The sequence below is a fragment of the Flavobacterium ginsenosidimutans genome (assembly GCF_037478105.1).
GTDB classification, from domain to species: domain Bacteria; phylum Bacteroidota; class Bacteroidia; order Flavobacteriales; family Flavobacteriaceae; genus Flavobacterium; species Flavobacterium ginsenosidimutans.
The window spans coordinates 2,745,063-2,764,695 of sequence record NZ_CP147988.1; the positions used below are offsets into that span (position 1 = coordinate 2,745,063).

General features: G+C 32.9%; 19 protein-coding genes. 13 read left to right on the top strand and 6 right to left on the bottom strand.

Going from position 1 to position 19,633, the window contains the following annotated elements:
• The first annotated feature begins 101 nt into the window (after positions 1 to 101).
• The 3 genes from V6624_RS12115 to V6624_RS12125 all read left to right on the top strand — a co-directional run bounded on the left by V6624_RS12115 (position 102) and on the right by V6624_RS12125 (position 4,729).
• Entirely contained in the window at positions 102 to 1,160 is a 1,059-nt protein-coding gene (locus tag V6624_RS12115) for a helix-turn-helix domain-containing protein (RefSeq protein WP_111287011.1), read from the top strand.
• Between the two features lies 1 nt (position 1,161).
• Positions 1,162 to 2,217: a helix-turn-helix domain-containing protein gene (locus V6624_RS12120; RefSeq protein ID WP_338841889.1), complete on the top strand. Its 1,056-nt coding sequence runs from the start codon at positions 1,162 to 1,164 to the stop codon at positions 2,215 to 2,217.
• A gap of 112 nt (positions 2,218 to 2,329) precedes the next feature.
• Entirely contained in the window at positions 2,330 to 4,729 is a 2,400-nt protein-coding gene (locus V6624_RS12125) for a TonB-dependent receptor domain-containing protein (RefSeq protein WP_338841890.1), read from the top strand.
• 77 nt (positions 4,730 to 4,806) lie between these two features.
• Here the strand turns inward: V6624_RS12125 and V6624_RS12130 are convergent, their stop codons facing one another.
• Both V6624_RS12130 and V6624_RS12135 read right to left on the bottom strand, forming a co-directional pair.
• Entirely contained in the window at positions 4,807 to 6,066 is a 1,260-nt protein-coding gene (locus tag V6624_RS12130) for an aspartate kinase (RefSeq protein WP_111286992.1), read from the bottom strand.
• Positions 6,067 to 6,173: 107 nt separating this feature from the next.
• The gene (locus tag V6624_RS12135; RefSeq protein ID WP_111286990.1) at positions 6,174 to 6,662 is read right to left on the bottom strand and encodes a GNAT family N-acetyltransferase; all 489 of its coding nucleotides are present in this window, start codon (positions 6,660 to 6,662) and stop codon (positions 6,174 to 6,176) included.
• A gap of 171 nt (positions 6,663 to 6,833) precedes the next feature.
• On the opposite strand from V6624_RS12135, the gene fbp reads away from it, so the two are divergent.
• Positions 6,834 to 7,838, top strand: a complete 1,005-nt coding sequence (gene fbp / locus V6624_RS12140; protein ID WP_338841891.1) for a class 1 fructose-bisphosphatase — start codon at positions 6,834 to 6,836, stop codon at positions 7,836 to 7,838.
• A gap of 157 nt (positions 7,839 to 7,995) precedes the next feature.
• Positions 7,996 to 8,478 carry a hypothetical protein gene (locus V6624_RS12145; RefSeq protein WP_338841892.1) on the top strand — a complete coding sequence of 161 codons (483 nt, stop codon included), beginning with the start codon at positions 7,996 to 7,998 and terminating at the stop codon, positions 8,476 to 8,478.
• A gap of 137 nt (positions 8,479 to 8,615) precedes the next feature.
• Here V6624_RS12145 and V6624_RS12150 read toward each other — a convergent pair whose 3' ends face one another.
• Positions 8,616 to 9,047, bottom strand: a complete 432-nt coding sequence (locus V6624_RS12150) for a TerB family tellurite resistance protein (RefSeq protein WP_111286984.1) — start codon at positions 9,045 to 9,047, stop codon at positions 8,616 to 8,618.
• Between the two features lie 169 nt (positions 9,048 to 9,216).
• Here V6624_RS12150 and V6624_RS12155 point away from each other — a divergent pair, with 169 nt between their 5' ends.
• The 5 genes from V6624_RS12155 (at position 9,217) to V6624_RS12175 (ending at position 12,614) form a co-directional block, all read left to right on the top strand.
• Positions 9,217 to 9,810 (top strand): HupE/UreJ family protein, encoded by a 594-nt coding sequence (locus V6624_RS12155; RefSeq protein ID WP_111286982.1) that lies wholly within the window; start codon positions 9,217 to 9,219, stop codon positions 9,808 to 9,810.
• A gap of 5 nt (positions 9,811 to 9,815) precedes the next feature.
• Positions 9,816 to 10,247, top strand: a complete 432-nt coding sequence (locus tag V6624_RS12160; protein WP_338841894.1) for a dCMP deaminase family protein — start codon at positions 9,816 to 9,818, stop codon at positions 10,245 to 10,247.
• A complete protein-coding gene (locus V6624_RS12165) occupies positions 10,247 to 11,824 on the top strand; it encodes a S41 family peptidase (RefSeq protein ID WP_338841895.1) in 1,578 nt (525 codons plus the stop codon). Before V6624_RS12160 ends, V6624_RS12165 begins: the two co-directional genes overlap by 1 nt.
• A gap of 16 nt (positions 11,825 to 11,840) precedes the next feature.
• Entirely contained in the window at positions 11,841 to 12,206 is a 366-nt protein-coding gene (locus V6624_RS12170; RefSeq protein ID WP_338841896.1) for a nuclear transport factor 2 family protein, read from the top strand.
• Between the two features lie 90 nt (positions 12,207 to 12,296).
• Complete coding sequence (locus V6624_RS12175; RefSeq protein WP_111286974.1) at positions 12,297 to 12,614, top strand: hypothetical protein; 318 nt, start codon at positions 12,297 to 12,299, stop codon at positions 12,612 to 12,614.
• Positions 12,615 to 12,793: 179 nt separating this feature from the next.
• Here the strand turns inward: V6624_RS12175 and V6624_RS12180 are convergent, their stop codons facing one another.
• From V6624_RS12180 to V6624_RS12190, 3 genes are all read right to left on the bottom strand, one after another.
• Positions 12,794 to 13,399 carry an FAD-dependent oxidoreductase gene (locus V6624_RS12180; protein ID WP_338841913.1) on the bottom strand — a complete coding sequence of 202 codons (606 nt, stop codon included), beginning with the start codon at positions 13,397 to 13,399 and terminating at the stop codon, positions 12,794 to 12,796.
• 1 nt (position 13,400) lies between these two features.
• Entirely contained in the window at positions 13,401 to 13,604 is a 204-nt protein-coding gene (locus V6624_RS12185) for a hypothetical protein (protein WP_008465053.1), read from the bottom strand.
• Positions 13,605 to 13,708: 104 nt separating this feature from the next.
• Positions 13,709 to 14,287 carry a MarC family protein gene (locus V6624_RS12190; protein ID WP_056208369.1) on the bottom strand — a complete coding sequence of 193 codons (579 nt, stop codon included), beginning with the start codon at positions 14,285 to 14,287 and terminating at the stop codon, positions 13,709 to 13,711.
• Positions 14,288 to 14,672: 385 nt separating this feature from the next.
• On the opposite strand from V6624_RS12190, the gene V6624_RS12195 reads away from it, so the two are divergent.
• The 3 genes from V6624_RS12195 (at position 14,673) to V6624_RS12205 (ending at position 19,213) form a co-directional block, all read left to right on the top strand.
• Complete coding sequence (locus tag V6624_RS12195; RefSeq protein ID WP_338841897.1) at positions 14,673 to 15,242, top strand: DUF3109 family protein; 570 nt, start codon at positions 14,673 to 14,675, stop codon at positions 15,240 to 15,242.
• A 334-nt stretch (positions 15,243 to 15,576) separates the two neighbouring features.
• Entirely contained in the window at positions 15,577 to 16,554 is a 978-nt protein-coding gene (locus tag V6624_RS12200; RefSeq protein WP_111287426.1) for a ribonucleotide-diphosphate reductase subunit beta, read from the top strand.
• A gap of 265 nt (positions 16,555 to 16,819) precedes the next feature.
• Positions 16,820 to 19,213 carry a ribonucleoside-diphosphate reductase subunit alpha gene (locus V6624_RS12205; RefSeq protein ID WP_111286970.1) on the top strand — a complete coding sequence of 798 codons (2,394 nt, stop codon included), beginning with the start codon at positions 16,820 to 16,822 and terminating at the stop codon, positions 19,211 to 19,213.
• Positions 19,214 to 19,633 lie beyond the last annotated feature (420 nt).

The window sequence follows — 19,633 nt, forward strand, 5'->3', positions numbered from 1 at the left end:
GTCTGCTTTTTAAATTTTAGAATAAAAAATAATTGAAGTAGAATTCTCATAATTAGTAAATCTTTTTTTTAGCTTTGTTTTGGATATAACGAACTTACATTATGGATACTAGCAAAGAACTTTTATTCTTTTTTAGTGCTTTAGGAGCTTTCAACGGAATTATTCTCGGAGTTTATTTCTTCTTTTTTACCAAGAAAAGGCATCTGACGAATTATTTTCTGGGTGCGCTTTTGTTTGCACTAAGTATCCGAATTGGGAAATCTGTATTTGTTTATTTTCATCCCGAATTGCCAAAAATGTATCTCCAGTTTGGGCTTACAGCTTGTTTTTTCATTGGACCTTGTTTATATTATTTCGTAAAATCTGCAGTCGATGAAGTTCAGATAATGCCTAAATCTTGGAAGTTTATATTGGCATTTTGGGGAACTTTAATTGTAGCAGTCGGCGTTTTATATCCGTACGAAGTATATCCAGAACTTTGGGGAGGTTATTTTATAAGAATCATTTATTTTCAATGGTTTATTTATATTGTATTTGCTGGTTTTGAACTTCGCAATGTTTTGAAAAAAATCCTGAGCAGAAAAGAAAAAGCTACTCCAGCCGAAATGTGGTTCTCGATGCTCTATTTTGGAACTTTTCTCTTATTTCTATTTTATTTTTTAGCGATTATGGGAGCGTCCGGTGCAACTTATATAAGTGGCGCGGTTGTTTTTTCGTTCATTTTATATTTAGGAATTTCAATTCTTTTGTACCGAAAAAAGACAGACGATTTATTTTTATTGAACGGGAAGATTTCTAATAAAAAAATAGATTCGGCAGAAGCAAAAATATGGTCTGAAAAGTTAGAAAATGCGATGTATGATAAAGGATTATACAAAAATCCAAATTTGACACTTCAAGATTTATCGCAGGAAATCAATATTTCGAGCCATCAATTGTCGCAACTTTTAAATAATAATTTAGGAAAGAATTTTACCAGTTTTGTAAATGAATTTAGAATTAATGAAGCTTGTAAAATTATCACTTCAAATGATAAATTGACTCTAGAATCTGTTGGCTACGATGTTGGTTTTAATTCCAAATCAACTTTTTTCGCGGCATTCAAAAAACATACAGGAACAACGCCTCTCAATTACCAAATTCAGGCTTTACAATCATAATATGAATATTGGAAAAGAAATATTGTTCTTTTTCGGTGCTTTAGGCGCTTTCAACGGATTTGTTTTAAGTCTCTATTTTTTCTTCTTCACAAAGAAAAAATATTTGACCAATTATTTTTTGGGTGCAATGCTGTTCGCATTAAGCATAAGAATTGTGGTAACTGTTTTTGTGTATTTTAATCTAGATTTGCCTAAAATTTATCTTCAAATTGGCCTTTCAGCTTGTTTGTTAATTGGGCCATTTCTATATTATACTTTAAAATCAGGAATGGAGAAGTTTAATGTTAGTGCGGTAAAGTGGAAATTGCATCTAATAAGTTGGTTTATCGCAATTGTATTAATCGGACTGTTATTTCCTTATGAAAAATATCTTATTTTATGGAACGATTATTTTGTAGCTGCCGTTTTCTTTCAATGGTTTACATATAGTTTTCTTTCTGGTTTTGAAAGCAGATTTGTGCTTCAAAAAATAACTAAGGATTATCAAAATTCAAGTCCGTCAGAAAAATGGTTTGGCGCAATTTTCCTAGGAAATACTTTGGTTTTTCTGTCTTATTTTCTTGGGTTTTCTCGAGTGCCTTTTGTTTCTTGCATAATTGGAGCAATTGCTTTTACTTTTATTTTATACCTGATTATTCTGGTTCTTCTGCACAGAAAACAAACGAATGATTTATTTGTGATTAATATTCAAAAAGAGAAAAAATTAAACAAAAAAGAAGTCGAAATTTTATCTCAAAAACTGAAAAAGATAATGTTTGAAAAAGCATTATATAAAAATCCGAATTTAAGTTTAAGTGATTTGTCTCAGGAAATTAATATCTCAAGCCATAAATTATCACAGTTTTTAAATAATAATCTAGGAAAGAATTTTACCAGCTTTGTAAATGAATTTCGAATTGATGAAGCCTGCGAAATAATTACTTCAAACGATAAACTGACTTTAGAATCTGTTGGTTACGATGTTGGTTTTAATTCCAAATCAACATTCTTTGCGGCATTCAAAAAACATACAGGAACAACGCCTCTTAATTACCAAATTCAGGCTTTACAATCTTAAAACTTAGTGTGAATTTATAAATCCGTACTCCTGATTTCGCTTTCGACGACCTTGTAACGCAATTAAGAACTGACTTTTGTTTCATCAAAGTCAAACTTAATCGCTAAATTTTATGAGGTTTTTAATTCTAATTTTCCTTTACGTTTATTGTTTTCTTCTAAATGTAACACAATCTAAAGCACAATCAATTCAGAAAATTTCTGGAAAAGTCATCAATTCAAATAACGAATTGATGATGGGGACAGCTTCTACATTATCTATTAAAGATTCAACGATAATAAAATATCAGGATTTTTTAGATGGCGCTTTTCAGATTTCAGATATTAATCAGAAAGAAGTTTTGGTAAAATTAACTTCAACTGAATTTGCTGATCGTTATTTGCGTATCAGTTTTGACGGAAAAGAAAATGTAGATTTAGGAGCAATTATCGTAGCAGAAAATCAAAATCAATTGAATGAAGTCGTGGTAAAAAGCCAAGCTTCATTATTAAAATACGGTGCAAACGGAAATATAGATGTGAATGTTAACGGAACCGTTTTGGCTACAAGCAGTTCGGTAAACGAATTATTGTCAAGAGTTCCAAATGTTGTGGTTACTGATGGAGAAATCAGCGTTCTCGGAAAAGGCGAAGCAATTATTTATCTCAACGGGATTTTAATCAATTACGAACGATTTGCGGCAATTCCAGTTTCGCAGATTCAGAAAATCGAAGTCATTTCTAATCCATCTTCCAAATATGATGCTGAAGGAAAAGCAGTAATCAATATTATTACCAAAAAAAATATCGAAAGCGGTATTATGGGAACTGCCAATCAGCATGTATCGGTTTCTAAATTTGGCGGAACGAGTTATTATACGCTTCTTGATTTTAGTTATTCTAAAGGAAAATTCTCTTTTATCACCAATTATGGTTTGCAATTGGGCAGAAACCGAGAATTATTGTACACCACAAGAACGCGTCCGAATCCTGAGGAATACATGAAATCTGAATTGACAACCGACTGGAAAAGAAGATTTAATAATTATTCTAATTTCGGAATTGGACTTCAATATAGTTTTTCTCCTGATAATTATATTTCCCTTGCTTACAGCGGAAATGTTAATGATTTAGGAGGAATTACAGAAAGCAGAAATACTATAACTAATAATTCTGGAAGTAGTTTTTATGCCACAGATGTTGATCGAAATGATGTTTTGCTGAATCAGTTTGTGAATTTAAATTATAATATGAAAACCGATGAAAAAGGTTCAGCACTATTTATTGGGTCGCAATATTCCAATTACAATCAGACAATTGGAGATTTTATTGAAGAAAATAGTTTTGTCGACGAAACCGATGATAAAAGATATTTAAAAAATAATGTCGGAAGCCGAATTAATATTATTGCAATTCAAGCCGATTATTCGAAGAAAATAAATGAAACGACAAAACTGGAAATAGGAGCGAAGTTCAGTCACGCCACCATAAAATCAGGAACTGATTTCCTGATTGCCGATCCCGAAGATATGGATTTTGAATTGGACGATGAGCTTTCGAGTGATTTTGAATACAATGAAAAAATTGTTGCTGCCTATTTTAATTATATCGGAGAATTGAGTGAAAAAGTCAATTTTTCGCTTGGCGCAAGAGCAGAAAAAACAAGTTATAATTTATTTACAAATGCCAATGGAACTCAGAAATTTGAAAAATCATACGGCAATTTTTTCCCAAACGTACTTTTAAATTTTAATCTTTCAGAAGATTGGAAAGGTCATTTTTCGTATGTTTCGAGAATATCAAGACCAAGGTATCAGGCTTTAAATCCTTATGTGATTTATCAAGATCCATTTACTACAATAGAAGGAAATCCGAACTTGCTTCCAGAAAAAACACACGCTTTTGAAATTGGCACGATGTATAAAAAGGTTGATTTTAAAATTGGATATACTTATAAGATTGATCCAATTTCTGCGGCAGCTTTGCGTGGAGATACGCCAAACAGTTATATTTTAAGAGCTTTAAATCTCGAAAAAGGGCATACATTTTTTACTTCGATTTCAAGATCTTTCAACCTCAAATGGTGGAATTCTACGAATTCAATGAGTGTGACTTGGCAGAAATCTGTCGACAATTTTTATGCATTTGAGTTTAGTCCAGTAAAACCACAATTTTATTTGTATTCGAATAATACATTTACGATTCCAAAGCTTTTTAAATTGCAGCTTTTGGCTTGGTATTTAAGTGATAGAAGTTATGGTTTAGGAAGCGATAACAGCCGTTCGACAGTAACTTTAGGAATTGAAAGAAACTTTTTCAGAGATGCTTTAAAACTCAATTTTTCAGCTAATGATATTTTTCACAAGTTTATGGTTTCGGGAGATTACAATGTTGGACAAACCCAAATTTATTATCACCGAACTTATACGAGTAATTATTTTAAATTGATCGCAACCTACAATTTTGGAAATTCGAAAAAGACCACTTATAAAAAAGCAGAAATTGAACAGTCGGAAAATAATAGGGCGAGGTAATTAAAAAGGGCTCCATAATTAAATGAAGCCCTTTTTCTATAATTTGAATTGAATAATTACCTTTTTTTTAAATGATATTAATTTAATTCTTTAGTTACAATCTGCATGGTTTCACGGCTAACTTGTTTCAATAAAACTTCTTTATTAGCTTCAACTGTCTGAGCAGCTTCTTCTGTAAAGTGACGGATTGTATATAAAGTTACATTTTCGCTGTATTCTACTTTGAATTTTTTAGAAAGAATCGCATTCAATTCTGAGAAATTTCCAAATTTATCTTCCACGCAAACAGAAAAACTAATTGCAGAGTTCTGAATCAAGTTTACTTTGATTTTAAATTCGTGGAATAATCCGAAAATCTCACTGATGTTTTCTTCCATAATGAAAGAGAAATCAATTGAAGAAAGCGAAATTAAAAGCTGTTCTCTTTTTACGATAAAACATGGATATTGTGGTTCTAAATCAACACCTTTAGAAACACAAGTTCCTTTCAACAAAGGATTCACGAATGATTTTACATATAAAGGAATTTCTTTTTTCTGTAAAGGCTGTAATGTTTTTGGGTGAATAACCGTTGCACCGTAAAATGCTAATTCGATCGCCTCACGATATGAAATTTGGTTTAACAAACTTGCATTTTCAAAATAACGCGGATCGGCATTCATAACTCCAGGAACGTCTTTCCAGATCGTTACACTTTCAGCATTTAAGCAATAAGCAAAAATTCCCGCAGTATAATCAGAACCTTCACGGCCTAGTGTTGTTGTAAAGTTATTTTCATCAGCACCTAAAAATCCTTGTGTGATATTTAATTGTTTTCTTGGAACATTTTTACTGATGTTTTGTTGAGTTGTTTCCCAATCAACTTCTGCATCTCTATAGTTTGCATTCGTTTTAATGAAATTACGAACGTCAAGCCATTGTGTTTGAATTCCCATGAAATTCATAAAATGACTTAAAATATTAGTCGAAATCAACTCTCCAAAACTTACAACTTGATCGTAAACGAAATTGTAATTTGGAGATTTATTATGAGCTAAAAAGTATTCCAATTCAGTAAACTGTGCATTTACAGCTGCAAAAACTTCATGATTTTCGTCTTCAAACAAATCCAATAAGATTTGATTGTGATATTTTTTAATTTCCTGAACAGAAGAATTTAATTCTGTCGATTTTTCAAAGTAATTCTTGATTACAACTTCAAGAGCATTTGTTGTTTTTCCCATAGCCGAAACTACAAGAATTACGTCTTCGTAACCTACTTTTTGTAAAACGTCGTATACGTTTTTAATTCCATCTGCATCTTTCACCGACGCACCACCAAATTTAAATACTCTCATTTTTAATTTTAGATTTTTTAGATTTTAGATTTTAGATTTGAGGAAATCTAGTATTTTTTGATTTTTTGCCACTCTCAATAACTATCGGGAGTAGCAAAACTATTTTTTTATAATTTTTCTAAGAACGAATTAAGTCCCGTTTCATCCATTTGAACAACTTGCCAGTCTTCCAGAATTCTTGCGCCAGAATTCTTGTAGAAATTTACTGCTGGAGTATTCCATGCCAAAACATTCCATTCCACTCTTCTAACATTGTCTTTTTTACCTTGTTTCATGATTTCAGCATAAAGTGCAGAGCCCAAACCTGTCCCACGCATCTTTTCTTTTACAATTAAATCTTCAAGATGAATTGTCTTTCCTTTCCAAGTAGAATAGCGGTAATAGTACAAAGCAATTCCAACAATTTCTTTTTGTTTTTCTTCGTTTTCAATCTCTGCCACAAAAACGTGAAATAATGGTTTTTCGCCAAAACCGTCACGCACTAAATCTTCCTCCGTAATAACGACTGCTTCAGGTTCTTTTTCGAATATAGCCAGCTCCTGAATAAGCCCCAGCACCGATTTCATGTCTTCAGGATTTCCTTTTCTAATATTCATGTATTCGTATTTTTAAGTATTTATTATCTAAAAAAGCAGCGTTTTAAAGGTTGCTTTTTGAAGATTATTAGCAAATATACAATAGTAACAAACTAACAAAATAATTTTTAAATCATTCTCACAAAATAGACGATATTTGTGACTTAAAAATAAAACTATAACGATTTAGCAATGGAAGAACGCAATAAAACACTGGGAGAGTTTATTATTGAGAACCAAAAAGCATTTCAGTATTCGTCGGGAGAACTCTCGCGAATTATCAACTCTATTCGTTTGGCAGCCAAGGTTGTCAATCATAAAGTTAATCAAGCAGGTTTAGTGGATATTATTGGCGCCGCGGGCGAACAGAATATTCAAGGAGAAGATCAGCAAAAATTAGATGTCTATGCAAACGAAGTATTTATCCAGACGTTAATAAACCGTGAGATTGTCTGTGGTATTGCTTCTGAAGAAAACGACGATTTTATTACAGTTCAGGGGAGCGACAACTGTCATAATAATAAGTACGTGATCTTAATGGATCCGCTTGACGGATCTTCAAACATTGATGTTAATGTTTCTGTTGGAACTATTTTTTCTGTTTTCAGAAGAATTACACCAATTGGAACTCCGGTAACTAGCGAGGATTTTTTACAACCGGGAATCAATCAAGTTGCAGCAGGCTATGTAATTTATGGAACTTCGACAATGCTTGTTTATACCACTGGATATGGTGTAAATGGTTTTACGTTAAATCCGGCGATTGGTACATTTTACCTTTCACACCCGAATATGAAATTTCCAAAAATCGGAAATATCTATTCGGTAAACGAAGGGAATTATGTTCATTTTCCGCAGGGCGTAAAAAATTACATTAAATATTGCCAGAAGGAAGAAGAAGACAGACCTTATACTTCTCGATATATCGGAAGTTTAGTAGCCGATTTTCATCGAAATATGATTAAAGGCGGAATTTATATTTATCCAACAAGTTCAAAAGCGCCAAAAGGGAAATTACGTTTGTTGTACGAATGTAATCCGATGGCCTTTATTGCAGAACAGGCGGGAGGAAAAGCTACAGACGGGTTCAATAGAATCTTGGAAATTCAGCCAACCGAACTGCATCAAAGAGTTCCTTTTTTCTGCGGAAGCCTTGATATGGTAGAAAAAGCAGAGGAATTTATGGCGGCTGAATAAGTTTTCAGTCTCAGTCGCAGTTTTCAGTCTGGACTATAAAATAGCAAACCCGACAGGTTTTTAAAACTTGTCGGGTTTTGTTTTTTAATCAATTAAAAAACAAAATAAAAACTACTCGTATTTCAGTCTTTTACATATATTTGATTAAAATTATTATATGAAAAATATTACTTTAATTCTTTTTCTAGTGCTAGGTTTTGCAGTTGGGTGTTCATCTGATGAAGACGGTAAATCGGGAGTGAATTCATCAATTGTTATTGATGGAATAACCTTTAAACCCAATAAAGCAGTTTACTCTTATCAGCCGGCAAGTTTTGAATCTCAGAAAAGAGTTCGGTTTGTAATTAGCAATGAAGGAATGCAAGAATTCTTATATATTGATATTTCGTTTCCTGCAACTCAGAAAAGTTTGACTGGCGAATATTCATTTGGAATTGGAACGGCTGATGAATTATTGGCAATGGTTGAGTTTTATGCTCCAGATAAAAGATATTATATTAGTGGATATTCTCTCAAAATAACGGATAATGGTGATTCTAATTTTAATTTTGAATTTGTTTCTCCAGAAGTTTACGATGGAATAAACAATAAAAAAGTAAATTTTAAAGGTGCATTAAACGGTAAAATCGTAATGGAATAACCTCAATAAAATTCAGAATCAATTGAAAATAAAAAAACCGACAGATTATCAAAAATCTGTCGGGTTTTTATCTTTTAGAAGTTTCAAATTTCCAATATCACTATAAGCTGTAAACTGTGACCGAAAACTGAAAACTATTATTTATGCATGTGCTGCATTTCGTAGATAAAAGTATCTGCGTCAACTTTATTGTCAACTAATGACAATGCTTTTGCAATGATATAATCTACGTTGCTTGGTGTGAATCCTAGCGCAACACTTATTTTTTTCAATAATACTTCTTGTTTGTCTTCAAGATGATGATCAACATGTACCATTCTTGTTAAATCATACAAACGCTCCAAACGCTGTACATAAGAGTATGGCGGATTAATAGGATATTTTAAAGGATCACTAAGAATTTCTTCGTATTCTGACTCTGTTATTTCTAAACGAGAAGCCAATTTGTCTAAGAACTCTTTTTCTTCTGGGTATACAACACCGTCAGCCAATGCTACACGAACAATAGCAGAAAAGTGTCCTTTGTTTCTTTGTTTAAATTCGCTATCGAATAATTCTGAAAATGACATAATTATTTAAATTTTTAAAACACAAATATAATTTTTATTTTACATTAACAATTTTAAATTTCTCATAAAATTTAACTTATTTTTATTGAAGGAATTGGAAACATGAATCTTTAATTCTGAAAATTAATCGTAAGTTTACAACCCCTAATTATTTAATTACATTATACCTATGTCACAATTTTGGATTTATTTTCAAATAGGATTAAAACACGTTTTAGATATCAATGCTTACGATCACGTTCTTTTTTTAATCGCCTTAACGGTTCCGTATTTGTTTAAAGACTGGAAAAGAATTTTTCTTTTGGTTTCTATTTTTACAGTTGGTCACACTTTGGCTTTAATTCTTTCGGTTTATGGAATTATTGCAATAAAAGTGAATACTGTAGAATTCCTGATTCCGATTACAATTCTGATAACCGCTCTTTATCATTTGTTTACGGCAGGTAAGACTTCTAAAAATGATAGTATAAATCTGGTATTTTTCATAACTTTATTCTTTGGAATTATTCATGGTTTAGGTTTTTCTAATTATTTCAAAACAATTTTAGGAGGTTCAGCAACCTCAAAATTGTTACCTTTGGGAGAGTTTGCCTTAGGAATAGAAGCTGCTCAGTTAATAGTAGTCTTTGTTGTTCTGGTAATTTCATATATAGTGCAGACTGTTTTTCGTTTTTCAAAACGTGACTGGGCACTTGTAATGTCGGCTTTCGTTATTGGAGTTGTAATTCCGATGATTATTGAAAGCCCAATTTGGAACAGATAAATTAAATGGAAATAAAAAAACTGAATAAATACGATAAAGCATATCTGCGAATTGCAAAAGAGTGGAGCCAGCTTTCTTACTGTAAACGTAAACAAGTCGGGGCAATTATCGTAAAAGACAGAATGATCATTTCAGACGGTTACAACGGGACACCATCTGGATTTGAAAATTGCTGCGAAGATGAAGAAGGATTAACGCGCTGGGATGTTTTACATGCCGAAGCAAATGCAATCCTAAAAGTAGCAAGATCAACGCAGTCTTGCGAAGGTGCCACATTATACATTACACTTTCGCCTTGTAAAGAATGCAGTAAATTAATTCATCAGTCGGGAATAAAAAGAGTGGTGTATAAAGATGGATATCGCGATGATTCCGGAATTCAATTTTTAATAAAAGCGGGTGTCGAAGTAGAACATATTCCTGTTTTAGAAGAGTAATGAAATTTAATTCGAAATATTTACCAATAGTAATAGGAGCAACTTTTGCTCTTGGAACAATTGTCGGAAGCCTTATGAATGCTCCCGCAAGCGATCAGCTTTTGGCTAAAAATTACTCTAAAACCAAATTGAATAAACTAATTGATTTTATCAATACAGAATATGTTGATAGCGTCAATACCGATTCGATTGTAAATCTAACAGTCGATAATATCCTTTCCAAATTAGATCCGCATTCTGTTTATATTCCGCCAAGCGAACAAGCAGAAGTTGCCGAAAGCATGAAAGGTGATTTCGTTGGAATCGGAATCAATTTTTATATGTATAAAGATTCAGTTGCAATTATAAAACCAGTAGAAAATGGCCCTTCAGCGAAAGCGGGATTAAAATCTGGAGACCGAATTTTATTTGCAGGAAAAACCAAATTATACGGTAGAAGACTGCCTTCTGATAGTTTGTTTTCGAAATTAAAAGGATTGCAAGGTTCTGAAATCGAACTGACTGTTTTTAGAAAATCAGAACAAAAGAAGCTGAAGTTTAAAGTAAAAAGAGATATTATTCCAATTAAGAGCGTTGATGCTTCTTTAATGATTGGAAATAATATTGGTTACATTAAAATAAATCGTTTTGCAGAAACCACTTTCAATGAATTTAAGACTGGCTTAGCGAGATTAAAACAAAAAGGAATTCAGTCGCTTGTAATTGACCTTCGTGATAATGGAGGCGGTTATATGGAAGAGGCGATCGCCATTGCCGATGAGTTTTTAAAAGACAAACAATTAATCGTTTTCACGAAAAGTAAAAACGGCTCAACCGAAAAAACATACGCGACAAAAGCAGGAAGTTTTGAAACGGGAAAGGTGTATGTTTTAATTAATGAAAATAGCGCTTCTGCGAGCGAAATTTTAGCAGGAGCAATACAAGATAATGACCGCGGAACTATTGTTGGAAGACGTTCTTTCGGAAAAGGTCTGGTTCAAAGAGAAATGGATTTTAACGACGGATCTGCAGTAAGATTAACTGTAGCGCGCTATTATACTCCGACAGGAAGATCGATTCAGAAACCTTATAAGAAAGGAAACGAAGAATATTTTAAAGAATCTGAATCAAGAATTGCTACTGGTGAACTTTATGCAAAAGATAGTATAAAAGTGGCCGATTCTTTAAAATTCAAAACGCCAAAAGGGAAAATAGTTTATGGTGGCGGCGGAATTGTTCCAGATGTTTTTGTTCCGATGGAAGCTGAGCATGGAAATGAAAACGTTGCTTATTTACTGCAAACCGGAATTGTTGGTCATTTTGTTTTTGAAGAATTGGATAAAAACAGAAATGCTTTTGCAGGCGATAGCTTTGCTGATTTTTTAGCTAAAATGAAAAGCTCAGATGTTTATTTCAAGAAATTCAAGAATTATATTCTGATGACAGGTTTAGATCTAAAACTTGACAAAACCAAAGCGCTTGTAAATAGATATATTACGGCAGAATTTGCACGCCAGCTTTATGGAGAATTGTATTATTATGATGTGATCTTGAAAGAAGATGCGATGATAAAAACAATTCTGAATCCGAAGAAATAACTTCAATCTTTATATCATGAAAGTAGAAACCGTTATTAATGCAGAAATCGAACTTTTAACTGCTATTAAGAAATCGGATATTTTGGCTTTAGAAACAATTCTTCATGACGATTTATTATTCAATATGCCAGACGGACAAACGATAACTAAAGATTTTGATCTGCAATCGTATCGTTCGGGAAAAATGAAAATAGATTTTTTAGAAGCTTCAGATCAAATTGTCAATATAATTGATGATTCGGCTGTGGTTGCTGTTACAGTTTCATTAAAAGGAGCTTATGATAATAATCCAATAAATGGGGTTTTCAAATATATTAGAGTTTGGAAAAAATCGGGTAAAAATTTAAAAGTTATCGCAGGAAGCTGCGTTCAGCTGGCATAAAGTTTGAAGCTGGAAAAATAATATTAACTTAAAATAAATCCGCTGAAATTAGCATAAACATTGGCGAACTTCGCGGTTAAATTAAATTATATGAAAAATCTAAAAAGAATAAGTTTCTTAGTGCTTCTAATGACTTTTGTAATCTCATGCACCACTATGAAAAACGATGCTAATGCAGCAGTTTCAGGAAAAGTAGATTCTATTGAAGCTGGAAAAGATGGTTACACAGCAAAAATTACTACAGATGCTAAAGAAGTATATTTTGCAACAATTAGTATCGTAAACGTTGGCGGGCCTCAAAACTATAAACAATTAAAAATTGGAGATGTAGTTTCTGTAAAAGGAGAAAAATGGAAAACCGATGATGAAAACCATATTAAAGTAACAGAGATCGTTTCGGTGAAATAACAGAAACATAAAATTACTTTAAAACCCATTAAGAGATTAAGTTTATTAAGCTGTATGGCTTATTTTCTTAATCTCTTAATGGTTTTATGTTTTGAGTTTTTTTCTTAATGTAACTTGATAATTAAGTTTGCGTAAGAATAAAACTTAATTTTTCTTAATCTCTTAATGGTAAAAAAAAATTACCGAATGCTATCGTGTGCGTGAGTCTGTACGCCGTTATTCCATAAAGTAAGAATATCTGTTGCTACAGCAGCGCCGCTCCCCGCAGCAATTGCCAATTGACTTCTCCAACCTGCTAAAGTCCCAATTGCATAGATTCCGTCAGCAACTTTATGATCTTCGTTTTTAAGCTGAATACGTTGTTTTTCAGGAAGTGCTTTTTTATGAGGCTCAACAAATTGCATTAAACCTTCAATGTCGAAAGTATTAGCAGAACCAATTCCGACCACGATATTTTTTGTTTTGTATGAATTCTTGTTGGTTACTACGGTAAATTCAGGATAACTGCCCTCAATTTTCATTACCTTTTCATTTGGAATCTGAGTAATATGCGGGTAAGTGCTTGCTAAATCCTGTGTGCTTTCAGTTAAAAGCTCAGAACCTAATTTTCCTGGAGTAATTCCGTAAGCGTTATAGAATATTGCCTCTTGTAAAGAAGAATTTTTCTGATGAGTAAAAATTCCGATTTTTTTGTCAGTAACAAAAGTTTTGTTTTTTGCGGATCCTAAGACAAGAGCACAAGACATTCCAGATACTCCTCCGCCAATAATTAAAACATCAAACATATTATCTGTTGTCATTCATTTTTTCTTCAATTCTTTTCGAAATTCTAAAAATCAAAAGAATCAAAACAGCGCAAAATGAAGCGGCGATTCCAATAAAAGCTACCATACTATCTCCTTGAAAAGGGTTTTTAAAGTCTAATAGCGTAATATTAAAAACAATTAAAGCTAATGCCAAAAGCACTAAGATTGAAGTGAAAATTTTCATAAGATTGTTTTTGTTTGTCTAAAATAATAAAGTAGAACTCTAGAAAAATGATTAAGAGTTTTATTTTTAGAATAATTTACGGGGTAAATGTATAAAAATTAATTTTAGACGAACAAACCTTTAACATTAGCAGCGAATAATTTAACAGCAATCGCTAAAAGTATTACTCCAAATGTCTTGCGAACCACTCCAAGTCCGTTTTCTCCTAACAAATTTTCGATTTTTTTCGAGGACTTTAAAACGACGTAAACCAAGATAATATTTAGCAAAATTGCGATGATAATATTAATGGTGTGAAATTGCGATCGAAGTGATAATAAAGTGGTCATTGTTCCTGCTCCAGCAATTAAAGGAAAAGCCAAAGGTACAATGGATGCAGATCCAGGTTCTTCGTCACGATAAATTCTGATTCCTAAAATCATTTCCAAAGCAAGAAAAAATAATACAAAAGATCCCGCAACGGCAAATGAATGAACATCAATACCAATTAAGTTTAGTAAACCTTCTCCAACAAAAAGAAAAACAATCATAATGGCTCCGGCAACAATAGAAGCTTTCTCAGATTCGATGTGTCCGACCTTAGCTCTTAAATTCACAATAATCGGAATTGATCCAACAATATCAATTACGGCAAAAAGTACCATACTAACGGTAATGATTTCTTTAAAATCGATTTCTAACATATCGCTTTGATTTTTAGGGTTTAAAAAACTGCTGCAAAAGTAGTTAATAAAGTTAGGTGATTTTTCGTTACAATGTATTTTTGTTATAAAAACATGTTTTATTAGCTAAAAAAGTGATATTTGTAACAATTGTGTGGTTTAGATTGCTAAATCAAAGACAACTCTGAAGATTTTTTTTGGATAGTATAAAAAAATTTCACGCAGATTTAGCAGATATGAGCAGATTTTCAATTTTCTTAAATCATTTTCATCGTTTTTAAGATTTACCAAATAAAATCAATCTCTTTATCTGCTTATATCTGCCAAATCTGCGTGAAAAAAGAATAAAAAATTATCTGCTTTCTTTGACTATCTTTGCACTTTATAAATTACAGTATTAAATATCATGTTTCAGTTAGGTAAAACTATTATTTCAGAAGACATTCTGGAAAAAGAATTTGTGTGCAACTTGTCTGCTTGTAAAGGAGCTTGTTGTGTTGATGGAGATGCGGGCGCGCCTTTAATTGAGGCTGAAACTAAAATCTTAGAAGAAATCTATCCTAAAGTAAAACCTTTTTTAAGAAAAGAAGGAATCGAAGCAATCGAAGCTCAGGGTACCTGGGTAAAAGGAACCGATGGAGATCTCGAAACTCCGCTTATCGATAATAAAGATTGTGCTTACGTAATTTTTGACGGAAAAACGGCTCTTTGCGGAATCGAGCAAGCTTATAATCAAGGAATCGTTGATTGGAAAAAACCAGTTTCTTGTCATTTATATCCAATTCGTGTGAAAGACTTCACGGAATTTGCGGCAGTCAATTATGACAAATGGGATATTTGCGATGATGCTTGCTCATTGGGTGCAGCATTAGAAGTTCCAGTTTACAAATTTGTAAAAGAAGCGTTAATTAGACGTTTTGGCGAAGACTGGTATTTGGAACTTGAAAAGGTTGCTGAAGAGCATAAAAATTCATAAAATCCACACTGAAAAATATAGTCTTTTTGACTACATCTTTTGACTCGAAAAAATAAAGTTTTGACTCAAAAAAAACTTTTTAAAACTATTTAAAATTTCTTGCTTTTTATTCGAAAAAGTCTATATTTTACGGGCTTTAACGAATAGAAAACATTTTTAACCGACTCATTAGCAGTAAATTAATTATTGTCTGAAAAATTTTTCAAATTTAGGCCTTTGTTAAAAACTACGTCCGATTGTGAATAAGTTTGGCTTTTATTTTTGACGTTAATTGACAATCTTTGTAGTCTACTGAATGAGTAAAAATTCAATAAAAAAATTAACAGAATCTGTCATGTCACAAATCGAACCAATATTACAAGAAAATAAAAACCGCTTCGTTATTTTTCCGATTAAACATCATGATATTTGGGAATGGTATAAGAAGATGGAAGCAAGTTTTTGGACTGCAGAAGAAATCGACTTGCACCAAGATTTGACAGACTGGAATAATAAGTTGAATGACGACGAAAGATATTTCATTAAACATATTTTAGCATTCTTTGCGGCTTCTGATGGAATCGTAAACGAAAACCTTGCTGAAAATTTTGTAAATGAAGTACAATATGCTGAAGCGAAATTTTTCTACGGATTTCAAATCATGATGGAGAATATCCATAGTGAAACTTATTCATTATTGATTGACACTTACGTTAAAGACGAAGCAGAAAAAACAGAATTGTTTAACGCTTTAGAAGTATTCCCTGCAATTGCCAAAAAAGGAGAATGGGCTTTAAAATGGATCGAGTCTGATTCATTTGCTGAAAGACTAATTGCTTTTGCTGCTGTTGAAGGAATCTTTTTCTCAGGAGCTTTCTGTTCAATTTATTGGTTGAAAAAACGTGGTTTAATGCCAGGTTTAACATTTTCAAACGAGTTGATTTCTCGCGACGAAGGCGTACATTGTGATTTTGCGGTTCACTTGCATAATCACCATTTGGTAAACAAAGTTCCAAAAGAAAGAATTAAAGAAATTATTGTCGATGCCTTAGATATCGAAAGACAGTTTGTAACTGAATCTCTTCCGGTAAGTTTGATTGGTATGAACGCTACTTTAATGACACAATATTTAGAGTTCGTAGCCGATAGATTATTAGTAGAATTAGGTTGCGAGCGCGTATATGGATCAGCGAATCCGTTCGATTTCATGGACATGATTTCTCTTCAAGGAAAAACTAATTTCTTTGAAAAACGTGTTGCAGAGTATCAAAAGTCAGGTGTGATGAACACAGATAGTGACGCTCAAAAAATTTCATTTGATGCAGATTTTTAGACAACAAAAATACTTTTAGTGTCTATCTTCTAGAGATACTAAAAAAAAGATTACAAAAAAATATTTTAAGGTTGAATCTCTTTCCCCAAGTCGCAGATTCAATAGCAATTTTTGACGCATTTAAATTCGAAATTCGAATTTGAAACAAGTAGCTATTGAGAATTCGGTAATTCTCAAAAAATAATTTAAAAACACGCAATGTTTAAGTGCTGGAGTTCGTTCTCTAGGTACTTTCATTTTTTCAATAACTATAAAAGGTAAGCTTATGTATGTAGTAAAAAGAGATGGCCACAGAGAGCCCGTAATGTTTGATAAGATTACAGAAAGAATCAAAAAATTGTGTTACGGCTTGAATGAGCTCGTAGATCCAGTAAAGGTAGCGATGAGAGTTATCGAAGGATTGTATGATGGGGTTTCGACTTCTGAACTTGATAATCTTGCAGCAGAAACAGCGGCTTCTATGACAATTGCGCATCCAGATTATGCTCAATTGGCAGCTCGTGTAGCAATTTCTAACCTGCATTCAAATACTAAAAAATCTTTCTCAGAGACGATGAAAGATATGTATCACTACGTTAATCCAAGAAATGGTCAAGATGCACCGTTAATTGCTGATGACGTATTTAAAGTGATTCAGGAAAATGCTGCTTTTTTAGATTCTCATATTATTTATACAAGAGATTTTAATTACGATTACTTTGGTTTCAAAACCTTAGAACGTTCTTATCTTCTTAAAATAAACGGAAAAATCGTTGAGCGTCCGCAGCACATGTTAATGCGTGTTTCTGTTGGTATTCACTTAGATGATTTAAAATCAGTAATTGAAACTTACGATTTAATGTCTAAAAAGTTCTTTACGCATGCAACGCCAACGTTGTTCAATGCTGGAACTCCAAAACCACAAATGTCTTCTTGTTTCCTTTTGGCAATGCAAGACGATAGTATTGACGGAATTTACGATACATTAAAACAAACAGCAAAAATCTCGCAATCAGCGGGAGGAATTGGACTTTCTATTCATAACGTTCGTGCAACAGGATCTTATATTCGTGGTACAAATGGAACTTCAAACGGAATTGTTCCGATGTTGAGAGTTTTCAACGATACAGCGCGTTATGTAGATCAAGGTGGAGGAAAACGTAAAGGAAGTTTTGCGATTTACATCGAAACTTGGCATGCTGATATCTTTGATTTCTTAGATTTAAAGAAAAACACAGGAAAAGAAGAAATGCGTGCGAGAGATTTATTTTTCGCAATGTGGACTTCAGATTTATTCATGAAACGTGTTCAGGAAGATTCAACGTGGACTTTAATGTGCCCGAACGAATGTCCAGGATTATATGATGTTTACGGAGATGAATTCGAAGCATTATATACAGATTATGAATTTAGAGGAAAAGGAAGAAAAACAATCCGCGCTCGTGAGTTATGGGAAAAAATCCTAGAATCTCAAATCGAGACTGGAACACCATATATGTTGTATAAAGATGCGGCAAACCGTAAATCGAACCACAAGAATTTAGGAACTATTCGTTCTTCTAACTTGTGTACAGAGATTATGGAGTTTACTTCTAAAGATGAAATTGCAGTTTGTAACTTGGCTTCAATCTCTTTACCAATGTTTATTGATAATGGACAATTTGATCACCAAGCGCTTTACAATGTTACAAAACGTGTAACTCGTAATTTGAACAAAGTAATCGATAGAAACTATTATCCAGTAAAAGAAGCGGAAAACTCTAACATGCGTCACCGTCCAGTTGGTTTAGGTGTGCAAGGTTTAGCAGATGCTTTCATCATGTTGCGTATGCCGTTTACAAGCGATGAAGCTAAAAAATTAAACCAAGAAATTTTCGAGACATTATATTTCGCTGCTGTAACCGCTTCTATGGAAATGGCAAAAGAAGAAGGGCCATATTCAACTTTTGAAGGTTCGCCAATGTCACAAGGAGAATTCCAACACAATATGTGGGGAATGAAAGATGAAGAATTATCAGGTCGTTGGGACTGGGCTTCATTAAGAAAAGAAGTTGTAGAGCACGGAGTTCGTAACTCATTGTTAGTAGCGCCAATGCCAACCGCATCGACTTCACAAATTCTTGGAAACAACGAAGCTTTCGAACCATATACATCTAACATTTACACGCGTCGTGTATTGTCTGGAGAGTTCATCGTAGTAAACAAACATTTACTAGAAGACTTAGTAAAATTAGGTTTATGGAACGAAGATTTGAAGCAAGAAATTATGCGTCATAACGGATCTGTTCAAAATATCGATAAGATTCCGCAAGACTTAAAAGATCTTTATAAAACAGTTTGGGAAATGTCGATGAAAGATATTATCGATATGTCTCGTCAAAGAGGTTATTTTATTGACCAGTCTCAATCGTTGAACTTGTTCATGCAGGATGCCAACTATTCTAAACTAACTTCAATGCACTTCTACGCTTGGCAGTCTGGTTTAAAAACAGGAATGTATTACCTAAGAACAAAAGCGGCTGTAGATGCGATTAAATTCACATTAAACAACGATAAAAAAGAGGAAACCGCTCCAACATTAGTTGCAGAAACAGAATCTATTAGCGTTGAGGATTACAAAGCAATGCTTTTAAAAGCACAAGCTGCAGATCCTGAGGATTGTGAAATGTGTGGAAGTTAATTATTTCTTATAAGTATATAGTTAAGTTTTTCTTTTCAATATTAAGTGAGAAAAACTTAACTAATTTAAAATTTAGTTCTTTGAATTAATTTGGTTGACTTAAGATTGGCTCTTCAATCTTTCGTCAGGATTGCCCAAGAACACCTTTCCAAAGTGTTAGTTCGAACTTCATTAGTTGTTTGGCTATTCATTTCATTAAAGGGTTCTGTGTCTATCTCGTTTGATGCCACTGTGTATGACAGACAGAAACCTATAGAAACATTGGCACCAAGCTATTTATTTAGTGAGGCGGACAGGCAGAAAGCTGCGGATTTAAAAAAAACATGCGAAATTTTGGAAAAACTTTCGTATGTCAGAAAAAACCTTAATTTTGAATGCTATGACTAAACTATCAAGCTCGAAACTGGAGAAAACCCAGCA